Here is a 26,322-nt window from a genome sequence, read left to right on the forward strand (position 1 = left end):
GGCGCGCCGGTGCACACCCTGGTGCTGTTCGTCGAGCAGTTGCGCCTGCCACAAAACGCCGCCGGCACCGTGCGCTATCACCGCGCCGACGGCACCGAGGAACATGACGGCGGCGCGCCGGTCATCGGACTCACGGCGCCGGGCGGTATCGGCTTCGCCACGTCGCAAGCGATCGTCAGCTACGCTGCAACCAATATCGACACGGTCGCCCAGCAACACTTGCAGTTGACCGCCGGGCAGCGCTTCAACGTCAAAGCTGGCAAGAGTGTTTCGCTGTTTGCCCAGCAGGAAGGGCTGACCGTGATTGCGAATTACGGCAAATTGCTGATGCAAAGCCAACACGACAGCACCCAGATCGACGCGGCCAAAGACGTCAAAATCAGTGCCAAAGGCCGCGTCATCATCATGGCCGAAGACATCGTCCTGATCAATTCCGCTGGCGCATACCTCAGCCTGAAGGATGGCGCGCCAGAAATCGGCGGTCCAGGTCCGATGCAGGTCAAGACCGCAGGTCACCACTGGGACGGCCCTGCCAGCAAGACCGCCGAGCTGCCCACGTTTAGTGAAGGCAGTTTCGCGCGCACGCCGCGCCTGCTGCGCGGGAGCGATGGCCAACCCGTCAAGGACATGGAACTTGGCCTTCAACGCGACGGCGCCCCGCCAGTGCCAGGCACCACCGACGCCGCCGGTGCAGCAGGCAGGACCGAAGCTGACCGCATGCAGCAGCTGGTGGCGACCTTCCGTGCGCCGCGGCGCTGAGGCACACGCGGCACAACGCCTTTCTTGATTTGCAAGGAGAGACAATGAGCGATCCAGAATCAAGCGGTACCTTTCCGGGAGCGCCGCAACTGACAGGCTACGGGGGAAAAGGTATTTTCCTCGGTAGCAAAACCGGCGTGACGTGGCTCAATGGCGGCTACCTCGACGTGATCATGCGCGAACCGCTACCCGGCATCGTTATCTTCGTGCACGGCGTCAATTCCGATGGCGAATGGTATGCGGCAGCAGAGCAAGGCCTGTGCGCGGGCCTGAACGAACGCCTCAAGCGCTGCGACGAACATATGGCTTACGCCACGGCCGAGGGTGGACAGCTGACCCCGGCAAACTACCTGCCGGAATTGACACCCGACGGGTTCGTCAATCCCGATATGAACCATAAAAATTTCATCGGCGAGAACGAGCACTTCTCGCCCGTGATCCACTTCCGCTGGGGCTACAAGGCCAGCGTGCAGGAATTGCAGGAGTTCGGCGAAGGCATCTACCTGAACGAGCACAATTACTGGGGCGGCGGGCCGTTCGCCAATGGCTGCACGTCGCTGCCGGACCTGTGGACCGGGGGTATTTCGGACAACCTGCTCCTCTGGGTGCAGATCGAACACCTGAACCCGACCAGCGACCGCATCGTCTTCAGTTGCCCGCCACGCCCGTATTACGTGCTGGCCGCGCTGCGCCTGGCCAGGCTGGTCGAATCGATCCGCCGGTGCCAGGCGGACGTTCCGATCACCATCGTCTGCCACAGCCAGGGCAATATGGTCGGCATGGCGGCAGCCTTCCTTGGCGACACCCTGCCCCAGGCGCAGGATTCGGCCGGCGTGGCCGGACGCTGCGTGGCCGACACCTATGTGCTGTGCAATCCCCCGTACAGCCTGGCGGAATCGAATTTTACCGAGAACTGGAGCGCGGGCAGCGCGAAGGATCGGCAGGGCGGCACGGGCCGCCAGAGCCTCGCAGCCCGGATCGGCACCCTGCGCGCCTTTTTCGACATCATCCGCCAGCCTGCTTCGCGTCCGCAGGACGCCGAAGACATCGACCGGTTCATGGCGAACGACGCCCACGGCTTTCACATTGCCACCGACCGCAGCGCGTACGGCTACGGCATCCGCCCCACTACGACCGGGCGCGTGACCTTGTACTGCAATCCGCATGACCAGGTGATCTCGTCGACGGCCGTGGTGGGAATCGGTTGGCGCGGTCTCAACCCGGATGAAATCGATGCCGCTGGCGGCAGGGGCATCTTCTGCCAGCGCGTGTTCGCGCAAGGGCATACCGTCGGCGCCAAGGGCACGTATCATTATTGGACCAACCACTATCGACAGCCCCGACCGGGCAGCCCGCAATTCTGGGTACCGGAATCGATGAAAGCGCGCTACTCGGTGGCGAAGGGGCTCGACGCGAACAAGGGCCGCATCGTGGGCAAAATTCTTACCGTCGTGACGTCGCCTGTCATGATCGCGACGGTGGCGCTGGCCGGTATCCGGATCAACGCGGTGCCTGCCAAGGAGTGGGCAATTCCACTCGACGCCCCCAACCTGCCCGCGCCGTTCAAGCCGCAGGCAGTGCGCTACGGCGCCGCCACCGATGCCTTCGACCAGCATTACGACGCGCCCGGCCAGGCGCGCGACAAGGATCGCGTACGCGACGCCGGCGACCCGTACGCAGGCGACCAGCCGATTGCATCCAAACCCGGTGGGGCGCGCGAAGCAACCGACGCGGCGATGGGCGATGCCGGCACGGAGAGTTCCCTGCGCTACGAAGACCACGCGCGCCTGCGCATGCAGGCAAGGCGCGAGGGGCTCGTTGCAAAAACTGCGCAACACGTGGACGCCGAAGACAACCCCGAATCGGCCAGCGCCGACTACACAGCGTGGCGCAACAAGAAGATCAAGACGTTCCTGGCGGCCACCGTCGACACGCATGCCACCGACCACTCGACCATCATGACCAATCCCATGCATGCGCAAAAGGCGTTGGCCTATGACGTCGCCATTGGGCACTGTCACATTCGGGACAAGGATATGCACACGCTGCGAATCGCTGCGGACTGGCGTTTTCTGAATGGATTGGACAAGGATGATCCAAACAAGGTTTTCGTGGAATATTTTGGGAAGGGATTGTTCGGCGAACAATCTGTATTCGACTGGGCAAATGCTGCTGACAGCGATGGGCGCATGCCCGACAAGATAGTGGATGTGCGCGAGAGCCCGGCGCGGCCACGGCGCCCACTTTCGCAAAGGGGAAACAACGCATGAGGTCTTTGATCAACAGCCGCCCACGTCGCATCGCATGGGCATTTCTTGCCTTCCTGCTCGCGGCCGGCACAGCACTCTTGCTTGCCTGGTTGGCCAGCGCCGAATCGAGCCATATTCTGTCCAATGGAGAAATAATGAAACGCTTTCTTGCTATGCCTGCGCTCGTTGCCATCGCCACGCTGGCTTTGGTGAGCGCCTGTGCCGGGCCGCCCGCAGCGGCCGCCGCAGCTCCAGCCGCACCGGTAGCAGCCGCGCCTCCTCCTCCCTTCATGGCGCAAGTGGTCGGCGTGCAGTGGCTCAATCCCCTGCAACGGCGGGACTACCCGACCGAATGGCAGTTGTTGTGGACGCTGGGCGTGGCTGCACCCAATGAGAACGATGACATGGTACGGACTAAACCCCAAAAGTATGCCAAGCTTCAGGCGATCGGCGGACTGGCTGCCGGCAACGGAGGAAGCGAAACCTTCGAGGGTTTTCATGAAAAGTATGTCAGTGAACTGATCGATCGGTTCTATGATATTTATTTCTCCAGCTCTCGCTACTTCTACAATGCCCATTCGCTGAAGGACAAGACCACGCGGCGTGAACTGGCGGGCATTCATGTCGAATACGCGTTGCCGAACGGCAGGCTCGAACCCGTCGCTGCGGCGAAATATCTGAGCGAGACGATCAGAAAATGCTTCTTGATTGGCAATCCCCGCTTTCCCACAGCTTGGTCGCGCAGCACCCTGCCTGACGTGCGGGTCACCATGGGTGGCCCAAATGCAGGCTTTACCTCGCTGACAGCAGCGCTGGACTATTTGCAGGCGCATCCCGACCAAACCGTCTGGGCCATGAACTGGGACTCACCCAGTTACCCGCCCAAGGAAGACCAGCTCAACGAGAACATGGTGCTGCTCGTACTGGCCGGCCCCAACTACAAAACCGCGCGCGATGCGCTGGCCTGGATTGGCCGTCCGGTCGACAACGCTACTGCCAAATTCGCCGCAAAGGACCGCAGCGCCGCCGTCGTCGAAGCCTGGCACGCAACACTTGCTACTGCAGCGGCCAACGCAAACAAAACCGTGCCCGAGATGGGCTACGTGATCCACGACGCGAACATCAGCCACCCGGATTCCGGCGACCGCATGCGTCACCTGGCCCACGTGCTGGTGCTGGATGTGCCCGTCTTCGATTACATGAAGCAGACCTTCAACACGCCCTCGATACTCGGCGAAATGGGTGCGGGTACCGCACTGACCAATGTCGCGCTGGGCATTGCCTACGCCAACCATTTCGGCAAGAACGTGCTGGTGGCAGGCACCACCGACCCGGCACACGCCACCGCCGTGCTCGTCACGCCGCCTGAAACGGTGCGCCCGATCGTTGCGGACAAGCCGTGGTTCCGGGCGCGCGGCGAAAACCATGCCTATCTGATGTGGTGGGGCATCCGGCACGATGCCACGTTTCGCATGCAGGGTTTTTCGGATTGATAGCCGGGGCAACAGAAACGTTACAGGAGAAGACCATGCGCAATGTAATACGTTTGAATGACCCTACCAGCCATGGCGGGAAGGTGATATCGGCTTCGCCAAATAGCAAGGCGATGGGTGTGGCAATTGCCCGCAAGGGTGATCTGTGTAGCTGTCCATTACCCGGTCATGGCGTATGCAGAATCGCCGAGGGTGATCCCGAGGTGCTCATCGACGGCATTCCGGTGGCGTTCGCGGGACATAAGGCCGATTGCGGCGCGCTGTTGATCTCCACCTTGTCGAACAGCGCCCGCCGTTAGCCGCCAGGATAACGAGTCCGATTGGGCCTTCCTGCAACACCTGTTCAAGCGGCGCGGCATCGCCTGGTTCGTGTGGCCCGGGCGGGCGATGCCGCCGATTCCTATGGCGGCGCTGAGGCTTTCGTCAGGATAATATTGGCAAGAGGTGGACTGCGTCGGCTACATTTGCGTCACCCACATCGGTGCCGACCACAGGATATTGCCGTCATCCTGCGTCACCCGCGCATAGTAGAAATGCTCGCCCGGCACCGGCGTGAACGTGAAGCTGGCCAGCTCGCTGAGCACCGACACCGTCCCGTTGCGCCCCGGGACGCCTTCCATCAATTTGAAACTGGCCGCCTGCTTGCCGGCGCTGCTGATAAATTGCGCCGTCAAGGTCAGCGCGCCGTTGTTGGTAAACCGTTCGCCCATCACGTGGCCGTTCGCCGTCAAGACCAGCTGTCCGGTCTTGTCCATGGTGGCGAACACACGCCGCGCGCGCACTGCATCCATGAAGGTGGCGCGATTGAACGGCGCGCCGCGCGCCAGCAGCACGCCGGTGCGGTTGGTGTAGGCCGCGCCCCAGTTGGCGCAGTGGTTGTCCTGGTTGCTACTGAACGCCACGTGGTAACCGGCTTCCAGCGCCTGGTTGCAGGCGGCTTCAAAACTGCTGCGCCGGGTTTCGGTTTCGCTGTCGTTGCTCGAGAACGCATTGGTGTTGACCACTTCGCACAAGGCCATCACGGCGTCGCCGTCACGCGTATAGCCGAGCGGGACGCCGTTCACCACGAACTGGCCGGTCGACGCGGGATGGTTGAACTGTCCGGTCCAGCCACGCGCGCGCATCAGCTGATACAGCCCGGCGTAGTCGCTGCGCGCGGTCCAGGTATCGGCGATGGCGGCGCCATCCTTGCCGCGTTCCCAGCCCAGCAGCTCGGTGCTGTCAAGGATGTTCAGGTGGCCGCCATTCGCGATCACGCCCCACTCCAGGCCGTACAGCGCCAGGAAACCGGGGTGCGCCGCGGTAAAGCGGAAGGCCTCGGCCAGGCCGCCATGAAACCGGGCGCGCGCGGTCTCCGGATCGGCGTCGGCATTCGTGCCGGTCGAGCCATCGAACATGTGGTTGTGTTCGGACGTGAGCAGAAAATCGAGCCCGCGCCCGCGCGCGAACGTGTACGCGTCCTTTGGGCCGAACGGCGCGCTTTGCGGCGGCTGCGCACTGTGGCAGCTGTCCAGCGCCGCGCCGCCGTCGCTGTCGTTGGCCTGGCTGTGCAGGTTGCCCAGGTAGATATCCCATGGCAGCGCTGCTGCCCGCGCCGCCGGCGCGAGCGCGGCGATGGGCACGCCGACCGCCACCTCCCATTCCTGCACCGCATCGCCGCCCCCCACGCCAGCCGTCAGGCGCACCGTGTAGATGCCCGCTTGCGTCGCCCCGGCCCAGTCCACTTTTGCCTCGACGGGTGCGCCGTGCAAGGTCACTTGTCCATGCCATTGCGCCACCGGCACGCCGGCGCGTGACAGATCCAGGCGCCAGGTGGCCACCAGCGGCGTTGGCAGTTTGGGATAGTCGAACGAGAGCGTGAATGTGCGCGCGCCGGACGGCGGCGCGCGGTACGGCGCGAACAAGGTCGCCTCGAATTCACTGTGGTCGGGAGAAGGGCCGGCCGCGCAGGCCAGCAGCGGGAAAAGCAGCAGGACGATGGGCGCTTTCATGATGCAATTATTGCAATTGCATTCACGCCCAGTTTGCGCCGAGGCGCTTTGCTACCCGCCGTCGCTATTATTCATTTGATAAATAATAACGACGGCGCAAGTTGGATTTCCCCTTTGAAATCAATCACATGCCCAGTGCAATCACGGGACCCACGACGCGCAATTCCACGGTGTGGCGCTTGCCGTCGTCGACCATCGTCACTTCGTTGCCGGCGACCAGCTGGCCGTCGACCAGCATCAAGGCATGCTCCGCCAGTTTGACGTCCACCGCGTACGTCGCGCTGCCATGGCGGTATTCCATCGAGAAGCCCGGCCAGCCGTCCGGCAGCTGGGGCGTGAGCACCAGCTTGTCGTCATGGCGGCCAAAGCCCAGCAGCGACTCGACCATCAGGCGGTACATCCAGCCGGCCGACCCGGTGTACCAGCTCCAGCCACCGCGGCCTACATGCGGCGCCACCGCATACACGTCGGCCGTGACCACATACGGCTCGACTTTATAAATCGCCGTCTGTTCCGGGTTGGTGCTGTGGTTGACCGGATTGATCATCCGCAGCAGCTCCCAGGCGCGCGCGCCATTGCCCATGTGGGCGAAGGCCATCGCAGTCCAGATGGCGGCATGGGTGTACTGGCCGCCGTTTTCACGCACGCCCGGCACATAGCCGCGGATGTAGCCCGGATTGAGCTTGCCGTCATCGAACGGCGGATCGAGTAGCTGCACGATGCCGGAGTCGCGCCGCACCAGGCGCGCGTCGACGTGCGCCATGGCGCTGGCCGCACGCTCGGCCGGCGCCGCGCCGGACAGCACGCCCCAACTCTGCGAGATCGAGTCGATCTGGCATTCGTCGTTGGTGGATGAACCCAGTGGCGTGCCGTCGTCGAAGTAGGCGCGCCGATACCACTCACCGTCCCACGCATTCTTCTCGATGTTGGCGCCCAGCTTCTCGGCTTCTGCGCGGCACGTGGACGCAAAGTGGCTGTCGTTATAGTTGTCGGCCACTTCGGCAAAGCGCTGCATCACGTCGATCAGGAACCAGCCCAGCCAGACCGATTCGCCCTTGCCGTGGTTGCCGACGCGATCCATGCCGTCGTTCCAGTCGCAGGTGCCGATCAATGGCAAACCATGCTCGCCGAAGCGCAGGCCGTGCTTGATGGCGCGCACGCAGTGCTGGTACAGGTCGCCCACTTCATGCGATGCGCCCGGCATGTCGTAGTAGGACTCTTCTTCCGGTTTGAGCGGCCGCGCTTCCAGGTAGGGCGCGGTTTCGGACAGCACCGACATGTCGCCGGTGGTGCTGACGTAGCGGTACACCGCCAGCGGCAGCCACAGGTAATCGTCCGAGCAGCGCGTGCGCACGCCCCGGTTTGAGGGCGGATGCCACCAGTGCTGCACGTCGCCTTCCGAGAACTGGTGCGCAGCGCACAGCAACAAGTGCTCACGCAGGATTTCAGGACGGGTGTGGACCGCCGCCATTGCATCCTGCAACTGGTCGCGGAAGCCGTAAGCGCCGCCGGACTGGTAGTAACCGCTGCGCGCCCACATGCGGCACGCGATGGTCTGGTACATCAGCCAGCCGTTGGCCAGCACGTCGAGCGCGGGCTCCGGCGTTGACACCTGCAGCGCGCCCAGGGTTTCGTCCCAATAGCGGCGCACTTGCGCGAATGCGTCGGCGGCGGGCTCGGAACCCGAGTAGCGCTTGACGATACCGCTGGTGTCCTGGTTGCGGCGGCCACCGACGCCGAGCAGGAATACCAGTTCGTGCGACTCGCCCGGGGCCAGCGTGAAGGCCACCTGCAGCGCCGCGCACGGATCGAGCGTAGCGCCAGTTTTGCCGGACATGGCGGTGCGACCCAGCGCGGCCGGATTGGCCAGGCTGCGGTTGCGGCCGACGAATTCAGTGCGGTCGCAGGTAAATGCGGTTTCCTTGCCATGCACGTGGAAGAAGCCCACGCGGCTGGAAAAATCGCTGTTGTAGGCATTGCGGGCAAACAGCGCGCCGCTGTCGGCATCGCGCTCGGTGACGATGTGCATGGCCGATTTTGCGCGCAAATCGCCCATCACCCATTCGACATAGCCGGTCACCGACAGGGTGCGGGTGACGTTCGAATCGTTACGCACCGTGATGACCACGTATTTCAGCGGCGCGTCGAGCGCAACGAAGGTGCGCAAGGTCGAATTGATCGCGTACGCGGTGTGTTCGAACTGGCTGTAGCCGAAGCCGTGGCGCGTCAGGTAGTCGGCGCCCGATGGCGCCGGCAAGGCCGTCGGCGACCAGTAGCTGCCGCTTTCTTCGTCGCGGATATAAAACGCTTCGCCGCCCTTGTCCGAGACCGGGTCGTTCTCCCAAGGCGTGAGACGGAATTCGTGGGCATTTTCGCTCCACGTGTAGGCCTGGCCGCTTTCGGAAATGACGCTGCCGAACACCGGGCTGGCCAGGATGTTCGACCATGGTGCCGGCGTGCGGGAGGTCGCGCTGGTGCGGATCAGGTACTCGCGGCCGTCCGGACTGAAGCCGCCGATGCCGTTGTCGAGCAGGGTCTCGGGCATGGCCAGCACGGGAGCGCGGTGGATGAACGGCTCGCGTTCCTGGTTCGGCACCAGCAACGGCAGCGGCGCCGCCTTGACGTTGTTGGCGCGGCGGATCTGGTCGGTGAGCTTGCCGGCGGTATCGTTGATGATGACGCGGGCGACCGACTGCATCAGCACGCGGTCTTCCTGCGGGATCTGGTCGAGCAGGCGCACGAACACGCCACCCGGGCGGTCCAGCGACTGCGCGTCGGCGCCGGAAGCGATCAGACTCATGATCTGGTCGTGCAGCGCCTGGCGGTAGCCGGACGTGTCTTCGTACCAGATCACCAAATCGACAACCAGACCTTTCAGGCGCCAGTACGCGTGCGCCTGCACCAGTTCTCTGGCCAGTTCGATATTGGCGGCATCGCGGATGTGCATCAGCACGATCGGCAAGTCGCCGGAAATGGCATACGCCCACAGGCCCGACTGGCCGCGGTTATTGCGCGCCACGATGCTCGGGTCGGCGCGCAGCAGCGCGTTCGGATACAGCACGCTGCCCGCCAGGCGGCTGTACATCTGAGCATCAGTCTCGGTTGCGTTCAGCTGGCGCAGCACCACCTGGCTGTGGGTCCACGCCAGTTCGAAGACACGGTCGGTCAGGTGGCGGTCCTGGTATTTGTCGACCAGGTGAATCGCGCCGTCACGGGTGTCGTGCATGCCCAGGACGATGTCGAGCACGACTTCTTCGTCGGGTTCCAGACGCAGCGTGCGGCGGATCGAGACGATCGGGTCGAGCACCGAACCATCCGCGCCGCCGAGCGCGCCGCCGGTGCGCAGCGCGGCCGGAGAAATGGCGTTGTAGCCGCGCCCGATGAAGGCCGGGCGGCTGGTTTCGAACGAGACGTCGACGCTGCTGCCGCCGTGCACTGTCATCAGGTTCAGCAGGTACGGCACCTGCTCGTCCTTCTCGCGCGGACGGCGCGTGGCCAGGATGGCATTGCGCGACGCCAGGATCTCGGTCTGCACGAACAGTTTGCTGAAGGCCGGATGCGCATTGTCGGCCGCGGCCGGCGCCATCACCACTTCGGCAAAGCTGGTCACTTCGATGGTGCGCACCTGGTTCGACTTGTTGAGGATGCGGGTGCGGCGCAGTTCGATGTCGTCTTCGGGCGAGACGACGATTTCCGTGTGCAGCTCGATGCCGTTGTCGCTGCGGCGGAATTCCGCGCGGCCTTCCGAGAACACGGCTTCATAGAAATCGGGCTTGGCGGCGGTCGGCTGGTACGTGGTCGACCAGTAAGCGTCGCTGTCCACATCGCGGACATAGCAGAAATTGCCCCAGTCGTCGGCGGTACCGTCTTCGCGCCAGCGCGTGACGGCCATGTCTTTCCAGCGGCTGTAACCACCGCCGGCACTGCTGACCATGACGTTGTAGCGGCCGTTCGACAGCAGCTGCACTTCGGGGTGGGCAGTGGCCATCGCGGTGATCACGCGCATCGGCGTATCCGGATCGGCTTTCGCGTTGCGCAGCACATCAGTTTCGACACTGGCCGATTCGAACGCGCCGGTCTTGGGTACGCGCTCCTGCAAGACCAGCATGGTGGCCTGGAACAGCGGGTCGGACTCGAAGCGGCGCTGCATCGGGCGCTCGTGCAGCAGGTACGACAGGGAGAGGAAACCCATGCCCTGGTGGTGCGCCATGAACGAGCGCACGACCACGAAATCCTGGCCGCGCGGCAGGCGCGCGGCGGTGTAGTCGATGGCTTCATAAAAGCCGTAGCGGCCCATGAAGCCGAGATCGGCCATGCGCTGCAGATTTTCGGTGGCCAGTTCCGGTGCCACCATCAAGCCCATCATGGTGGCGTACGGTGCGATGACAAGGTCGTCGCCCAGGCCGCGTTTCAGGCCCGTGCCTGGCACGCCGAACGCACGGTACTGGTAATTCATCGACGCGTCGATGGTGTTGTAGCCCGACTCCGAAATACCCCACGGGACGTTGCGCTTACGGCCGTAATCGGCCTGCGCGCGGATGATGCCGTGGTAGGTCTGGTCAAGTAAGGTGTTACTGAAGGTCGGCATCACCAGCAGCGGCATCAGGTACTCGAACATCGAGCCGCTCCACGATTGCAGCAGCTGTTCGCCACCCACCAGGCACAGGTTGCGGCCGAGCGCAAACCAGTGCTCCTGCGGCAGCTGGCCCTGGGCGATGGTGACAAAGCTGGCCAGACGGGCTTCCGAGGCGAGCAGATCGTAGGTGCTGTTGTCCAGGCGCCGGTCGGTGACGTTGTAGCCGATCGCCAGCAATTTCAGGTCCTCGACATACAGGAAACCGAACTCCATCTGGGCGTCTTCGCGCGCCTGCTCGGCCAGTTCGACCAGGCGGGCGATGCGCACGCGCGCCGTAGCGCTGCCTTCTGCGACCAGCTGGGCCAGCACCAGTTGGCGCTGGCGTTCGGCAGGCGCCAGGTCGGTGGCGGTACTGAAGGCAGGCGTGAATTCGGCCAGTTCGCGCAGGGTTGGAATGCGCGTCAGGCTCGAATCGATGACATGTTCCTGCGCCGCGCGCATCCATGGCGCGAGCGTCAGGATTTCGGCGTGCGCGGTGGCGCAATGGGTGGCCAGGCGGCTGCTCCATTCGCGCAGAAGGGCGTCGGCATTGGCCGGCAGACTGGCGGCAATGGCGTCGGCCTGGCGCGCGAGGGCGGCCAGGTTGTCGGCGAAGCCGGGCAAGGTATCGGTGCGGGCCCGTTGTTCGTCTGCGAGCAGCGCGCGCAAGGCATCGAGTTCGGTGCGCAGGGCCGGGGCGGCCTTGAGCACCGCTGCGGTGGCGAAGCTCTCGAGCACATCGAGCGTGTCGCGGATACCGTCGAGCAGCTGGTTGCCGACGATCGGCCGGTCCACCATCTGGTTCAGGCCAGCGGCCAGCGTCAGCAGGTGGCCAGCGAGGTTGCCGCTGTCGACCGCCGACACGTAGCGCGGCATCAGCGGCTCAAGCGTGCGGGTGTCGTACCAGTTGTACCAGTGGCCGCGGTATTTCTCCATTTTGGCCATGGTGTCCAGGGTATCGGTGGTGCGGCGCAGCAGTTCGGCGCCGCCGATGTAGCCGAAGTCCCAGGCGGTCAGGTTGGCCAGCAGCGCCATGCCCATATTGGTCGGCGAGGTGCGGTGCGCGACGACGTGGGTTGGATGCTCCTGCATATTGTCGGGCGGGAGCCAGTTGTCTTCCGCCCCAACATAGGTTTCGAAGAAATTCCAGGTTTTGCGGGCCAGCACATGCAGGAACAGCGTCTGCGGCTTGCTCAACTGGGCAACCGCGCGTTCGATCGGGCGGCTGATCCACCACGACAGCACCGGCGACAGGAACCACAGCAGCAGCAGTGGCGCGGCCGGGAACAGCGCGTACGGATTCTCGAACGACAGCAGGAGGGCGACGCCCACGGCCAGCGCCGGCGCAAACCACATATTGCGCACGTTGCTGGTCAAATCGGTGCTCGAGCGCGACAGCGTCGACGCGCGCCATTCGAGCAGGTGGCGGTGCGAGGCGAGCATGCGCCAGCCGGTGCGCACGATGGCGTCCACGCTGTACCAGGCCTGGTGCGGCATGAATGCGAGGTCGAGCAGGGCATTCCCGAAGGCCGAGCGGGCGCCCTCCGACCAGTTGATCAGGTGCTGCTCCCACGGCATGTCGTGACCCTTGTCGGCCAGGCCGATCAGCGAGCCGATGATGGCCGGCAGCAGGAACACCGACAGGATCGCCGCGCTCCAGAAGGCCGGCGCCATCAGCGTGGCCCAGCACAGCACCAGCAACACGGTCAATGCCGGCGCGACCAGGCTGCGGCGCAGGTTGTCGAACAGCTTCCAGCGCGACAGCGCCGACAAGCGGTTCGGCAGGCGTTTTCCTTCCGGCCCCGGGACGGTGCCGCGCAGCCAGCCGGCCAGTTGCCAGTCGCCGCGGATCCAGCGGTGGCGGCGGCTGACGTCGTCGCTGTATCTGCTCGGGTACGATTCGTAGAGCTGGGCGTCGGACAGCAAGCCGGCGCGCAGGTAACAACCTTCCAGCAAATCGTGCGAGAGCACGGTATTGTCGGGCAGGCGATTGCCGAGCACGTGCTCGAAGGTGTCGACATCGTAAATGCCCTTGCCGACAAACGAGCCTTCACCGAACAAATCCTGGTAGACGTCCGAGACGGTGCGGGTGTACGGGTCGATGCCCGGTTCGCCGCCGCACAGGTGTTCGTAGCGCGAGGCGTTTTCGTGCGGCAGCGCGGTCGACACGCGCGGCTGCAGGATGCCGTAGCCTTCCACCACGCGGGTGCCGGTGGGATCGAGCTGCGGTTGATTGAGCGGGTGCGCCATGGTGGCGATAAACTGGCGCGCAGCGTCGCGCGGCAGCTGGGTATCGGCGTCGAGCGTGATGACGTAGCGGATATTCGCCAGGCCTTCGAGGCTGCCTTCGACCACGCTGAAGCGCTCGCGCGCGCCGCCGCGCAGGAAGGCGTTCATGTCCTCGAGCTTGCCGCGCTTGCGTTCGCGGCCGATCCAGGCCTGTTCGCTGTCGTTCCAGATGCGCGGGCGGTGCAGCAAAATAAACGGCTCGACGCGCACGGTGGAGGTGACTTGTTCTTCGCCCTCCTCGCCCATCGTGACAATGTCGTCGAAACCGTAGCGGGCATTGAGCGCGGCAATTGCGGCTCTGGCCTGCTCGGCAAGTTCGGCGTCGTCCGGCATGGTTTCACGCGGCGCGTCCGTGAAGTCGGTCAGCAGACAAAAACGCAGTTTCGAATCGCGGTTGGCCAGGAAGCGCACTTCCAGCGCCTCGACTAGGGTATCGACATTTTTCTGGCTGTAGATCAGGGTTGGCACCACCACCATGGCGCCGCCATCGGATGGAATGCCATGACTGAAATCCAGGCGCGGCAAGGGATGCGGGCTGGCCAGGCGCGTGGCCATGAAGTTCACCAGCGCCAGCGCCAGTTGGCTCGAGCCGACTGCGGCGAGCACGCCGACCAGCACCATCAGCCAGGTCTCGGCGCCGCCGTCGCGGGCGTGGATGACGACCGAAGCCGTGAACATGGCCGTCAACAGCGCGATGCCGCCCAGGTAGCCGGCCAGCGGGTGTTCGGTCACGGTGTGGCGCAGCGTGCCGCCCAGGCTGTATTTCGCCTTCAGGCGCTTGCGTAAGGTGGGCAGACCCGAGCCGATCAGATAGTAGCCAACGTGGCGAGTGCGGCCGTCAAGCCCACCCTGCGCGGTTTCGCGCAGTTCGCCGGCCAGGGCCAGAACGTGTCCGGCCACTTCAATTTCACTGTATGGTGAGGTGCGCGCCAGCGTTTCGACAACGTGGCGGTAATGGTCGCGCGTGGCGAAATCCATGCGGCCGTAGGTGCCGGACGGGTCCAGGCGCAGGGTCTGCTCGACGGCGCTCATGGTTTCGACGAACTCGCGCCAATCGACGGTCGTCAACAAGCGCAGGCTGCCGATGCTGTTGCTGATTGAAACCTGGTCGGTCGACTGCTGGCCGATGTCGGCCTGCACCTGGCCGTCGATGGTTTGTCCCTCGTCGTTCAGGCGCGTGCCGACCCATTGCATCACCAGCGTCAAGGCCGGGTTCTGGCTTTGCAGGCGGCGCTGCAGTTCGGCCACAAAGCTCGACCCCATCGGGCGCACGGCGCGCGCCATGTCGGCCACCAGCAGGATCAGGTCACCGGGCCGGGTCTCGGCCGTTTCGACCATCCGGTCGGCCCAGCTGTTGGCCAGCTCGCGCTGGACCAGGTGTTCGTCAAGACGTGCCGCCACGCGGCGCAGGTTTTCGATCAGGGCCAGGCGCAGCATGATCGGAATGGCCCACAGTTCGCCCAGGCGCAGCGGCGCGGTTTCCTGGTATGACGCAACGAAGCGCGTGAGGCTTTCGGGATCGATCTTGCCGTCGCCGTGCGAGATCAGCTCCAGCGCCAGTTTATAAGCGCGCGGCGTGCCTTCAATGCCGGGGTTGGCCAGGCGCGGCAGCTCGCGGCTGTAGTGTTTCGGCAGGTGGCGCCGCGCGGTGCGAATCTGCTCTTCGATGAGATAAAAGTTATCGAGCAGCCATTCGGCGGCAGGCGCCAGCCGCATGCCGGCTTTGGCGGCGCGGGTCAGGTCGGCGCTGGCGCTGGCAATGACGTGGGCGTTGTCGGTCAGGCGCGACAGCAGCCGGTCGGGGCCACCCTGGGCGCTGAGCTGGTGCCAGCCGGCCAGGCGGCGGCCGTGGGCCGACATCTGGGCGGCGCTGAACAATTCGGAGCGCAGCGGCGCTTCGTCGTCCGGGCTGCCCTTGCGCGCAATGGTGGAAGGAATATTCAGTGGCGCGTCGGGCGCGTCCAGGACGATGTCAGATTCTTTGTTCAACAGGAGACCTCGGTGATGTCGGGTGTAACCGTTGCGCAGGACGGCGCATCGACCCTTGGTCGCTATGGCAATCCACGAAAGCACACTATGGCGCGCAAGAACGCACGGCTACGACCATGCTAAAACATCATCACCTTCGTCACTGTACGTTAGCGTACAGAAGCGTGAATGGTCCCGCTTTTATGGATGTCTATGCTTCCCCTGCGAGCGCAAAGCCGCCGGCCAGATGATAAACCCGGTTGCGGCCAAGATGGCGCAAGGTAGCGGCGGCGCGTGCGCTGCGCTTGCCGCTGCGGCAGACGAACACCAGCGCGTGGTCCTGCTCGGCCAGCCAGGCCGGCACGAATTCGCCCTGGCGCGACAGCGGCGCCGAATACAGGGCGCGGCCGCGCAGCGTGGCGGCGCCGGCAGCGTGCTCGAAGGTTTCGCGCACATCGACCAGTTGCGCATCGGGATGGTCGGCAAAGAAAGCGGCCCATTGTGCCGGCTGCAGGACGGCGGCAGGCTCGATATCGTGCGGGTACACGTCGCGGGTGGCGCTGACGCTGCAGCCGGCCAGCGCACGCCCGCAATGCCCGATGCGCGCGCAGGCCGCGTCGATGAAGGCTTCATCGACGGCCGGGCCGAACGACAGGCGCACGGCCGACGCGGCGCGCCAGTCGGGCAACGCCATCGCTTCGAGCACGTAGCTGGGCGCGGCCTTGGCCGACGAACACGCCGAGCCGGCGCTGACCTGGATGCCGGCGGCGTCGAACAGGTCGACGATGTCGCCGCTGGAGCGCCCCGGCACCGAAAAATTGAGCGTGGTCGGCAGCGCTTGCGCGAACGGCATATTGAACACCAGGCCGGGCAAGGCGGCCACCAGCGCGTCGACCAGGCGGTCGCGGTAATTCTCCAGCGTGGCGTGGTCGTGGAAGGTGCCGCCGGCCAGCAAGGCATCGAGCACCGCGCCAAGGGCGGCGATGCCGGCCGTGTTTTCGGTGCCGGAGCGCTGGCCGTCTTCCTGCCCGCCGCCGGCGATCAATGGCGTGAACGGTGCGCCAGCGCGTACGTACAGCATGCCGATGCCTTTCGGCGCGTACAGCTTGTGGCCGGAAAACGGGGCGTAATCGATGCGGGTGCGCGACAGTTCCAGCGGCAGTTTGCCGAGCGCCTGCACGCAGTCGACCATCCACAATGCGCGGCTGCCCTGCAGGACCTGCTCGATGCCGGCCAGGTCGGACACCACGCCGGTTTCATTATTGGCCGCCATGGTGCACACCAGGCGTGCCTGTGGCGCCCACTCGCGCAGGATGTCGAGGCGGTGCTGACCGTTGGCGTCGACCGGCAGTGCGCGCACTTCGCAGCCAGTGCCGAGGATCGCGTTCCAGTGCGCCAGCGCTTGCGGCACGGCCTTGTGTTCGGTGGCGCCGTACAGCAGCAGGCCGCCGGTCGCACCGCGCGCTTTCAAATCGACCAGGGTGGACAGCACCGCAGTCTGGATGCCTTCGGTGGCGCCGCTATTGAACAACAGCCGGCCATCGCTCGCGCCAAGCACGCGCCGCGCGCAGGCACGGGTGGCGTCCAACATGGCCCGGGCGCGCAAACCCACCGCGTGAGTGCTGCTGGGGTTGCCGAAGTTGGCGGACAGGGTGGCCTGGGCGGCGGCACTTGCGGCCGGCAGGATGGGGGAGGTGGCGTTGGCGTCGAGATAAATCATGCCGTCCATGGTAGCGGCTGGTACGGGGCCAAATATCCCAAATTATTCACAATGAAGCAGTGATATAGTATGAATCATCTATTTATTTGGCAGATTTAGCATGAATCAACTTGACCACTTCGATTACGCCATTCTGGCCGCCTTGCAGGCCGACGCCACCCTGTCGATTGCCGCCGTCAGCGAGAAGGTCGGCCTGTCCAGTACACCGTGCTGGAAGCGGGTACGCCGGCTGGAAGAAGAAGGCTACATCGAAAGCCGCGTGACCGTCGTCAACCGCAAAAAAGTCGGCTTGCCGGTGACGGTGTTCGTCAGCGTGCGCACCAGCGAGCACGATGACAAATGGCTGGCGCGCTTTGCGGCCGCCGTCATCGCGCTGCCCGAAGTGCAGGAATTTCACCGCATGAGCGGCGACGTCGATTATCTTCTTAAAGTCGTCACCACCGATATCGAGGGCTATGACCTGTTCTATAAAAAGCTGATTCGCACGGCGAAGCTGACCGGGGTGTCGTCGGCGTTTTCGATGGAGCAGATCAAATCGACCAGCGCGCTGCCACTGGAACTGGTCGCGCATGGGGTGTAATTCATGCGATGATTGCGCGCGTTCGTCCACTCAGGAGACTATCTCAATGAAGCATATTTACGCGCCGCTGGCGCTCGCAGCGCTGCTGCTTTCGGCGCCTGCGCTGGCAGCCGAACAAATCGTCAAAATTGGCGTGAGCGGCCCACTGTCCGGCGCCAACGCCTTTGCCGGCAAGGACGACGAAAATGGCGTGCGCCTGGCAGTGGAAGAACTCAATGCACAGAAGCTCACCCTGGGCGCCAATACCTTGAAATTCGAACTGGTGTCGGAAGACGACCAGGGCGACCCGAAAGCCGGCGTGAACGTCGCGCAAAAATTTGCCGATGCCGGCGTCAAATTCGTGCTTGGCCCATACAACTCGGGCGTGGCGATTCCCGCCTCGCGTGTCTACAGCGAAGCGGGCATCCTGATGTCCACCGTCGGCACCAATCCGAAGATCACCCAGGGCGGCTACAGCAATGTATTCCGCATTGTCGCCAGCGATTTGCAGGTGGGCGGCGCGATGGCATCGTATGCAGCCAAGGAACTGAAACTGAAAAACGTCGGCGTCATCGACGACCGCACCGCGTTCGGCCAGGGCATCGCCACCGAATTCAAGCGCCAGGCCAAGACCGCCGGCCTGACGATTGCCGGACACGAATTCACGACCGACAAGGCCAGCGATTTTGCCGCCATCCTGACTGCATTCAAGGCGAAAAAGGTCGATGCGATTTTCTTCGGCGGCTACGCGCCGCAAGGCGCACCGATGGCGCGCCAGATGAAGCAGCTCGGGCTGAACGCCAAACTGCTCGGCGGCGACACGCTATGCAGTCCGGAGATGGCCAAACTCGGCGGCGACGCCGTCGGCGACAATGTCCGCTGCGCGCAGGCCGGCGCCATCCTGGCCAAGCAGTCCGACGGTCCGGCATTCCAGCAGCGCTATCGCAAGCGTTTTAATCGCGACGCCGACGTGTATGCGCCATCGTTCTATGACCAGACCATGTTCATCGCCCAGGCCATCCGCGCCGCCAAGTCGGTCGACACGAAAGCCGTTGCGGCCCAGCTGCGCGCCAGCACCCACCAGGGCGTGGTCGGCAGCTACGGCTACGATGCGCAGGGCAACCTGAAGAAAACGGCGGTCACCGTCTACACCTTTACCAACGGCGCCCTGGCGCCTCTCGCGAGCTATTGATGAATCCAATTTTTAAACTGTGCGCCATCGGCGCGGCCTTGTCATTTGCCTTTGCCCCTGCGGGCGCGGCGCCAGCCACCGCAAAAGTGAGCGCGCAAGTGGCTGACGCCGCCGGCAAAAAATTGAATGCCCTGGCCGACGAATACTACGACGCGCAGGCGAAATTCGACCCGGTATCGGCCAGCGAAAATGGCGATAACCGGTTTGCAGATCAACTCGGCATGTCGATTGCGCCCGCCGTGCGCGCCAAACAGTTTGCGCTGTACCGCGGCTATCTGAAGCGCCTGCACGCGATTGCGCCGCAGCAGCTGGTCCAGCGCGACCGCACCAGCTACGACATCCTCAACTACGAGCTGGCCATGGCGCTGCGCTTCGAAGCCTTCCCGGAGCACCTGCTGCCGCTTAACCAGATGGACAGCCTGCCGGTCACGCTGGCCAATTACGCCGGCGGCGAAGGCTCGCAGCCACTGACGACGGTGCGCGACTACAAGGCGTACCTGAACCGCCTGGCGCAGCTGGGACCATGGATCGACCAGGCGATTGCGAATATGCGCGAAGGCATGCGCACTGGCGTCGTGCAGCCGAAAGCCATCGTTATTTCAAGCCTGCCGCAGTTTAAAAAACTGGCGGCCAGCTCGGCGGAGGCGAGTGCATATTACGCCCCGATCACGAATATGCCGAAGACCTTCACGGCGGCCGACCAGCGCGCGCTGACCCAGGCCTACAGCGACACCATCGCCAAAAAACTCAATCCGGCCCTGGCGCGCCTGGCGACCTTCCTCGAAACCGACTACCTGCCGGCGGCGCGCACCAGCACCGGCTGGAGCGCCCTGCCCCAAGGCGCTGACTGGTACCTGGCGCGGGTTGCCAGCCAGACCACGACCAGCCTCACGCCGGAGCAGATCCATGCGACCGGTCTGTCCGAAGTCGCGCGTATTCAGGGCGAGTACGCGAAGACCGGCCCGAAAATGGGCTACACCGGCCCTGCTGCCGGCCTGCCGACGTGGGTGCTGTCGCAGCCCAAATACAAGCCGTTCAAGACCGAGCAGGAAGTCATTGCCGTCTACCGCGACCTTGATGCGCAGCTGAAAACCAAGCTGCCTGCATTGTTCTCGCTGCGCCCAAAAACGCCGCTCGACCTGCGCCTCGAGCCAGAACTGTCGCGCGCCACGGCATCGGACCACTATTCTCCGCCGGCCGTCGACGGCTCGCGTCCAGGCGTGTTCTGGTCGGTGGTGAACGACCCGAAAGAATACGGCAGCACCGGCATGGTGACGCTGTTCCTGCATGAAGGCCAGCCGGGCCACCACTTCCACATCGCGCTGATGCAGGAACTGCATTTGCCGAACTTCCGCCTGTTCGGTGGCAACAACGCCTTTACGGAAGGCTGGGCGCTGTATGCGGAAACCCTGGGCAAGGAGATGGGGCTGTTCGACAAACCGGAAGATTATTTCGGCCACCTGAACGACGAGATGCTGCGCGCGGTGCGGCTGGTGGTCGATACGGGCATGCACACGAAGGGGTGGACGCGCGAGCAGTCGATCCAGTACATGCGCGACACGCTGGGCTATCCCGAGTCGATTGCGCGCAGCGAAACGGAGCGCTACATGGCGTGGCCGGCGCAGGCGCTGGGGTACAAGATCGGGGCGTTGAAAATCGTCGAATTGCGCAAGCGGGCCGAGACGGCGCTGGGCGCGAAATTCAGTTTGCCGGCGTTCCATGAGGTCGTGCTGGGGGAAGGGACACTGCCGCTGGCGTTGCTGGAGGCGAAGGTGGATCGGTGGATTGCGGCTAACAAATAACGGCGCTACCACACCAACACGTCATCCCGACTTGCGTCGCGATGACGGCGCGAACGTTGGCGGTGCAATCAATCCAGCATCAACACCGGATACCGCTTCCACTCCGGTTCCGCATACCGCGCGCAGTTCGCAAACACAAAATCGAGCACCGCCTCCTGGTTCGACACCAGCGCAGGATTGGCCGTTTTCCACGCCGCGAATTTGTCTGCCAGCCCGGGTTCTTCCAGCAGCAGCGCCGCCGCGGTATCCTCGAACACGTAGTCCGAATACGCTTCCTTCTTCTCCAGCACGCTGTTGAAGAAGCCCCAGCGGAAAAAGCTGTCATGTCCCTGCGGCTCGAGCATCTCGATCGCATAGCGCGCCGCATCCTGGTCCAGCGGCACCAGGTAGTCGCCCACCTGCAGCTTGACAGGGGCGCGGCGCTTTTCCAGTTGCACGTCGTCGTGGAACATGTGGCCTTCGTACGGATGCGCGCGCGACGACACGCCGTTCACATGATAGTAGGACGCCTCGACGACATGGTCCGCATCGACCCGCTCCATGCGCACGCCATTCCACGCCAGCCGCTCGATCACTTCGCGCCAGGCTTGCGGCACCACGTAGTAGCGCGGCACCGACACGGTGACGTCGGCCGGAAAGCGGTTGTAATAGGCGATCTCGCGTTCCCACGGCTCGCTGCGGTCGTACCACAGGCGCGAATAGTTCCCCAGCACGCTGGCCTTGTACTTCGCCGCATAGCCCTTGAAGCGGAACCGGGATGGATTCGCCTCATCCATCGCCCAGTGCACCGGCCACTCGCGCCGCGTGCGGCCCTGTTCGCGCGTAATGCGGCGCAGCGCCTGGATTTCGCGGCCGTGTTCGACGGTGAACGCCAGCGCGGTTTCCACCAGCGCGCGCATCGAGGCGTAGCGGTCGGCGAACGATTTGAGCATGTGCGTCTCGGGCATGAAGCCGATCGTGTGATGCAAGGCCGCGTAGCCGGTCGAAAAGCGCGGCGTTTCCAGGAACTCGGCGATGCCGTGGTCGGGACTGTCCTTGACCGGATTGACGTACGGGCAGGTGGGCCAGCCGCGCCGGTCCATTTCGCCGAACATCGCCGGCAGCATGGTGTCACGTAAAAAGTCGCCCAGGTCGCCGCCAAGCTTGTCGGCCTGGGTGTGGATCAGCGTCATCGTGTACGGATAGTCGGCGCCATTCGAGGTGTGCGTGTCGACCATGACGTCCGGGTCCCACGCGGTGAACAGTTTGTTGAACGCCTGCGCGGTCAAGGTGTCGCATTTGACGAAGTCGCGGTTCAGGTCGAGGTGACGGCTGTTGCCGCGAAAGCCGAACTGCTCGGGGCCATCCTGGTTCACGCGCGAGGTGTTGGCGCGGTTGATGCTGCCGTCGACGTTGTAGAGCGGGATGAACAGGAACACGGTCTCGCCCAGCGCAGACAGAAGGTCAGGCTGCTGGCAGAAATCGCGCACCAGCGCCATGCAGCTGTCGACGCCTTCCGGTTCACCAGGGTGGATGCCGTTGTTGTTAAAGAAGACGGTTCGCCCGGCCTTCTTGATGGCGGCCAGGTCGAATTCGCCGTCGGCGCTGACCACGCCAGCATGGATCGGCAGGCCGGCGTCGGACGCGCCGATGACGGCGAAGCGCAGGATGTGCGGGAAGCGCTCGGCCAGGTCCTGGTACCAGGCGATGCATGCATCCCAGGTGGTGGTCTGGTTCTGGTTGCCCGCCTCGAACGGCGTTTGCAAAGTGGTGGTCATCGTCAGCTCCATCGAAAATCTAGACCGCTACGATACATTAACTCGGTCTTCCAGGGGCAGCACGATCCCCACTTCCGTACCAGCGCCCGGTGTCGAGTGGACCGCCATCGTGCCCGCCAGCGCGTACACGCGCTCGCGCATGCCGATGATGCCGATGCCTTCCGAGGACAGCACGGGATCGAAGCCCGCGCCATCGTCCGCCACCGCGATGCGCAACACATCGTCCTGCAGTACCAGGCTGACCTGTGCATGCGCGGCATGGGCATGCTTCATCACGTTCGACAGCGCTTCCTGCACGATGCGGTAGGCCGAAATGGCGAGGTCGTGGCCCAGGCGCGAAAAATCGCCTTCCGAGTGAAACGTGAAACTGCAGCCGGAGCCGCTGTCGTAATGGCGCAGCATCTCTTCCACCGCGCCATGCAGGCCGAGCATCTCCAGCACTTCCGGACGCAGGCGCCGCACCAGGCGCCGGCCGCTGGCGTACAGGTCGAGCGTGAGCTTGGTGATGGCCTGCGCTTTCAGACGGATCTCCTCGATCTCGGGCGCCGGCGTCGCTGCATTCAATTTCCCTGCGAGTGCCGCGATGCTTTGCGATTCCAGGCGCGCGGCGATCAGAGAGGCATTGAGTTCATCGTGGATTTCGATGGCGATGCTCTTGCGCTCGTCTTCAACGATGGAGTTCACCTTCTGGATCAATTTGCGTTTGTCCGCGTCGGCGCGCAGCGCTTCGTTGCGCGAGGCGAGCAGGTCGCGCGTGCGCTCGGCCACCTTGTTTTCCAGGTCCTGCTTGGACAGGTTCAGCGCGATCGCCATGTCGCCAATCGACGCCTGCAAATCGCCCACCTCGCCGCCGGTACTGACCGGCAGCTTGACCTTGTAGTTCCCGCCGCGGATCGCGCGCAAGGCGTGGATGGCCTCTTGCAGCGGCACCGCCAGGCTGCGCGCGAGCAGGAACGCCAGCACGCCGGACGCTGCCAGCGCCAGTGCGGCAATGGCCAGTTCGACGCGAAAACGCCGCGCCTGTTTGCCGAGCAGGTAAGTGGGCGACATCGTCACGCGCACCTCCCCGACATTGGTGGTGGTGACCGTGGGCGGGCGGATGTCGGACGGGGCAGTGATGTGCGGCGTGCCGTTGTCGGAGAACAGATTGATCCAGATGACCTGCTTGCGGATCGGCGCGCCGTATTGCAGCCGCTGCGGCGCCAGGGCCGTCTCGGACACCACGCTGGCCAGGCCGTGCCCGCTGCTGTCGACGATGTCGACGCGGTAGATGCTGGCGTCCGACTGCACCAGGCCGCGAATGGTAAGGCGCAGGTCGGACAGGTTACCGGAAATAACGTTGTATTCGCTCGTCTCGGCCAGCGCGCGCGCCAGCACGCGCCCGCGCTCGGCCAGTTCCTCGTCCACCTGGATGCGGTGCGAATACCACGAATAACCCATGAAGGAAGCGAACAGCAGCACCACCGGCAGCATCGCGATGCAGGCCATGCGCGTGCCGATGCTCCAGTTGCGCCAGAAACCCCAGCTCATGGCAACGCTGGCGGCCGGCGCGCGAACTGGCGCGCGGCACCATCGACCGTCACGTCGAGCGAACGGGCCACGCCTTCATTGACGACGGTGCGAAAGTAATGCGGGAACTGCGGCGCGGGCAAGTCTCCGGTGGCGACAAAGTGCGCCACCGTCTCGGCCACCTGTACGTTGATGTCGTCGATATCGGAATAGGTCGACGCCAGCGCGCCGGCGCGCACCATATCGCTGGAAAAGCCGATGACGGCCTGCTTGTGGCGGTAGGTCGAGAGCAGGATGTTGCGGATGTTTTCGGCATTGAAGACGGCGTTGTCGGGCAGCGCCAGCAGCACCTCGGTTTGCGCGATGCGGTTCAGCAGGCGGTTGATGTCGTCGCCTTCCGTGAATGCATACAAGTCGGCAGCGCCGGCCAGCGGGCCGGCAAAAAAGCGTGGATCGGCGACGATGGCCGCCACCCGCGCGGGCCGGTGATACAGCAGCGCGATCAGTTTCAGCTGGTCGGCCGGCGCCGGCTCGGCGTAGACCGCCGTCATCGACGCGGCGCGCGCGGGCGTCACCTGCGCCATCACATCGCGCCACACCTGGCTCGACGTGAATGCCGCAATCACCACGCAGTCGCACGGCCGCAAGGCGGCGTCGCGCAGGGCGGCGGGACCGATTGCCACCAGCACCAGGCGCCGGCGCTGGGCCAGTTCGGTGCGAAAACCGGTGAAGGTCGGCACCAGCCGTTTATACAGATCGTCGGCTATGCGCCGCGTGACGCTGCTGTCGTCACCGGTGACGATCTGGAAACGGTAGCCCTGCGTGCTGTCCTTCTGCGCGGCGCAGGCCAAGCCGCTTGCGCCACAGGCCAGCATCACCGCGAGAGGCGCGACACGCGCGAGCCAGGTGCGCATCGGCGCTTACGGCTCGATCAGGCCGTGCTTGACGGCGAGTTTGGTGATGTAGGCGGGACGGTGCACGCCCAGCTTTTCCTTCACCGACTGGCTGATATTGCTGATCGTTTTGGTCGACAAATTCAGCTGGTCGGCGATTTCGGCATTGGTCAGACCCTCGGCCATCAACTTGAACACGGCCAGATCGCGTTCATCGAGCTGCGACTGCGGCGACACGTCGCCATGCACGGCCATGCTGGCCAGGCGCTCGGCGATCTGCGGCAGGAAGTACAGCTTGCCCGCATGGGCCTGGCGCACGGCAGTGGCCAGGTCGGCCGGGTCGCAATCCTTGGTGACGAAGGCGCGCGCGCCGAGGCGGTAGGTCTCCTTGATCAGGCTGTCCTGGTCGAACTGGCTCAGAAAAATCAGCTTCGCGTCCGGATCGGCTTTCAAAATCGTGTGCGCCGCATCGAGGCCGGTCAGTTCGGTGCCGAAGCGGATGTCGAGGATCGCAACGTCCGGCTGCAATTCGGCATACAGCGCGATGGCTTCGGCCGGGGTGCGCGCCTGGCCAACGACGTCGAGGCCCTCGGCCGCCAGCGACATGGCAAAGCCGGTCATAACGATGGGGTGGTCGTCGGCCAGCAGGACGCGGATGGGGGTTGTAAATGTCGTCATGGGATGCACTCGATTGCTATCAGGTAGCAATGATTATAGGACATCGAAGCGCCCTCCCTCCATACAATCTCGCACCCATCCACAGCAACAAGCGGAATAATTGCTATAAAAATGTCTTTTCAATTGCTATCTTGTAGCATATATTTGTTCTACATTGATTCCAAACCGAGGAGATCGCCATGCACTTCGCACACGCACCCCATGCATCCGGCAGCAAAACCACCAAGCTCGCCGTGGTCGTCGTTTTCCATCTCATCCTCGGGATCGGCCTGGTCAAGACCATGAACACCAAGCTGTTGTCGATGCCAACCGAGACGGCGGATATTCAGCTGGTGCCGAACATCGATCCGCCGGTCGTTACTCCGCCGACGGCAAACCTGCCTGACCCGCCGCCCCTGCCCGCCCCGCGCATCGTCGTACCGGTGGTCGAACTGCCGGTCACGACGCCGCCGCTGACGAATACGGTGACGACGACCACGACCACCAGCGAGCCGCTGCCGCCCACGCAGCCGCCCGGCCCCGCCATCACGCCAACGACACACGCAGGCACGGGCGTCGCTGCCGTGCGCACGGCCGCCATGCTCGATGGCTGCACCAAGCCGGCCTACCCGGCGCAGGCTGCACGCAATGGCGACAGCGGCACCGTGACGCTCGCGCTGCTGGTGGGCGTCGATGGCCGCGTGACCGGTTCGCGCGTCGAGCGCTCCAGCGGCTTTCGCGACCTGGACCGGGCTGCGCTGAGCGCGCTGTCGCAATGCAGATTCAAGCCCGCCATGCTGGGCGACGTTGCACAAGCCGGCTGGACCCAGCTCGCCTACGTGTGGTCGCTCGAATAGGTACAACCAGCT

The 26,322-nt window shown here is 64.3% G+C and carries 15 protein-coding genes; 8 read left to right on the forward strand and 7 right to left on the reverse strand.

What is annotated here, in order from left to right; translation table 11 throughout:
• From V6M87_RS23985 to V6M87_RS24000, 4 genes are all read left to right on the forward strand, one after another.
• On the forward strand, positions 1-759 hold a 759-nt coding region (locus V6M87_RS23985; protein ID WP_332879196.1), incomplete at its 5' end, for a DUF2345 domain-containing protein.
• Between the two features lie 44 nt (positions 760-803).
• Positions 804-3,029, forward strand: a complete 2,226-nt coding sequence (locus tag V6M87_RS23990; protein ID WP_332879197.1) for a T6SS effector phospholipase Tle3 domain-containing protein — start codon at positions 804-806, stop codon at positions 3,027-3,029.
• Positions 3,026-4,501, forward strand: coding sequence for a virulence factor (locus tag V6M87_RS23995; protein ID WP_332879198.1), 1,476 nt, complete (start codon positions 3,026-3,028; stop codon positions 4,499-4,501). Before V6M87_RS23990 ends, V6M87_RS23995 begins: the two co-directional genes overlap by 4 nt.
• A 35-nt stretch (positions 4,502-4,536) precedes the next feature.
• Positions 4,537-4,800 carry a PAAR domain-containing protein gene (locus V6M87_RS24000; protein ID WP_332879199.1) on the forward strand — a complete coding sequence of 88 codons (264 nt, stop codon included), beginning with the start codon at positions 4,537-4,539 and terminating at the stop codon, positions 4,798-4,800.
• 159 nt (positions 4,801-4,959) lie between these two features.
• Here the strand turns inward: V6M87_RS24000 and V6M87_RS24005 are convergent, their stop codons facing one another.
• The 3 genes from V6M87_RS24005 to V6M87_RS24015 all read right to left on the reverse strand — a co-directional run bounded on the left by V6M87_RS24005 (position 4,960) and on the right by V6M87_RS24015 (position 17,093).
• A complete protein-coding gene (locus V6M87_RS24005; protein WP_332879200.1) occupies positions 4,960-6,492 on the reverse strand; it encodes a CehA/McbA family metallohydrolase in 1,533 nt (510 codons plus the stop codon).
• A 124-nt stretch (positions 6,493-6,616) separates the two neighbouring features.
• Entirely contained in the window at positions 6,617-15,385 is an 8,769-nt protein-coding gene (locus tag V6M87_RS24010) for a GH36-type glycosyl hydrolase domain-containing protein (protein ID WP_332879201.1), read from the reverse strand.
• A 190-nt stretch (positions 15,386-15,575) separates the two neighbouring features.
• Positions 15,576-17,093, reverse strand: coding sequence for an aminotransferase class V-fold PLP-dependent enzyme (locus V6M87_RS24015; RefSeq protein WP_332879202.1), 1,518 nt, complete (start codon positions 17,091-17,093; stop codon positions 15,576-15,578).
• 91 nt (positions 17,094-17,184) lie between these two features.
• Here V6M87_RS24015 and V6M87_RS24020 point away from each other — a divergent pair, with 91 nt between their 5' ends.
• The 3 genes from V6M87_RS24020 to V6M87_RS24030 are packed head-to-tail and all read left to right on the forward strand — an operon-like array spanning position 17,185 to position 20,637.
• The gene (locus tag V6M87_RS24020; RefSeq protein WP_332879203.1) at positions 17,185-17,664 is read left to right on the forward strand and encodes an Lrp/AsnC family transcriptional regulator; all 480 of its coding nucleotides are present in this window, start codon (positions 17,185-17,187) and stop codon (positions 17,662-17,664) included.
• 46 nt (positions 17,665-17,710) lie between these two features.
• A complete protein-coding gene (locus V6M87_RS24025; protein ID WP_332879204.1) occupies positions 17,711-18,835 on the forward strand; it encodes a branched-chain amino acid ABC transporter substrate-binding protein in 1,125 nt (374 codons plus the stop codon).
• On the forward strand, positions 18,835-20,637 hold the full coding sequence (locus V6M87_RS24030; RefSeq protein ID WP_332879205.1) for a DUF885 domain-containing protein: 1,803 nt from the start codon (positions 18,835-18,837) through the stop codon (positions 20,635-20,637). Before V6M87_RS24025 ends, V6M87_RS24030 begins: the two co-directional genes overlap by 1 nt.
• 68 nt (positions 20,638-20,705) lie before the next feature.
• On the opposite strand, the gene V6M87_RS24035 is transcribed toward V6M87_RS24030, so the two are convergent.
• Genes V6M87_RS24035 through V6M87_RS24050 form a run of 4 tightly spaced genes read right to left on the reverse strand, consistent with a single transcriptional unit; the run spans position 20,706 to position 25,474 of the window.
• Positions 20,706-22,394 carry a M14 family zinc carboxypeptidase gene (locus tag V6M87_RS24035; RefSeq protein WP_332879206.1) on the reverse strand — a complete coding sequence of 563 codons (1,689 nt, stop codon included), beginning with the start codon at positions 22,392-22,394 and terminating at the stop codon, positions 20,706-20,708.
• Positions 22,395-22,421: 27 nt separating this feature from the next.
• Positions 22,422-23,924, reverse strand: a complete 1,503-nt coding sequence (locus tag V6M87_RS24040; protein WP_332879207.1) for a HAMP domain-containing sensor histidine kinase — start codon at positions 23,922-23,924, stop codon at positions 22,422-22,424.
• Positions 23,921-24,817 (reverse strand): hypothetical protein, encoded by an 897-nt coding sequence (locus V6M87_RS24045; RefSeq protein ID WP_332879208.1) that lies wholly within the window; start codon positions 24,815-24,817, stop codon positions 23,921-23,923. The genes V6M87_RS24040 and V6M87_RS24045 overlap by 4 nt, the downstream gene beginning before the upstream one ends.
• Before the next feature lie 6 nt (positions 24,818-24,823).
• Positions 24,824-25,474 carry a response regulator transcription factor gene (locus V6M87_RS24050; protein WP_332879209.1) on the reverse strand — a complete coding sequence of 217 codons (651 nt, stop codon included), beginning with the start codon at positions 25,472-25,474 and terminating at the stop codon, positions 24,824-24,826.
• Between the two features lie 179 nt (positions 25,475-25,653).
• On the opposite strand from V6M87_RS24050, the gene V6M87_RS24055 reads away from it, so the two are divergent.
• Positions 25,654-26,310 carry an energy transducer TonB gene (locus V6M87_RS24055; protein WP_332879210.1) on the forward strand — a complete coding sequence of 219 codons (657 nt, stop codon included), beginning with the start codon at positions 25,654-25,656 and terminating at the stop codon, positions 26,308-26,310.
• Positions 26,311-26,322: the final 12 nt, after the last annotated feature.

The organism is Massilia sp. S19_KUP03_FR1, from assembly GCF_036688685.1.
Classification (GTDB): Bacteria; Pseudomonadota; Gammaproteobacteria; order Burkholderiales; family Burkholderiaceae_D; genus JALYUM01.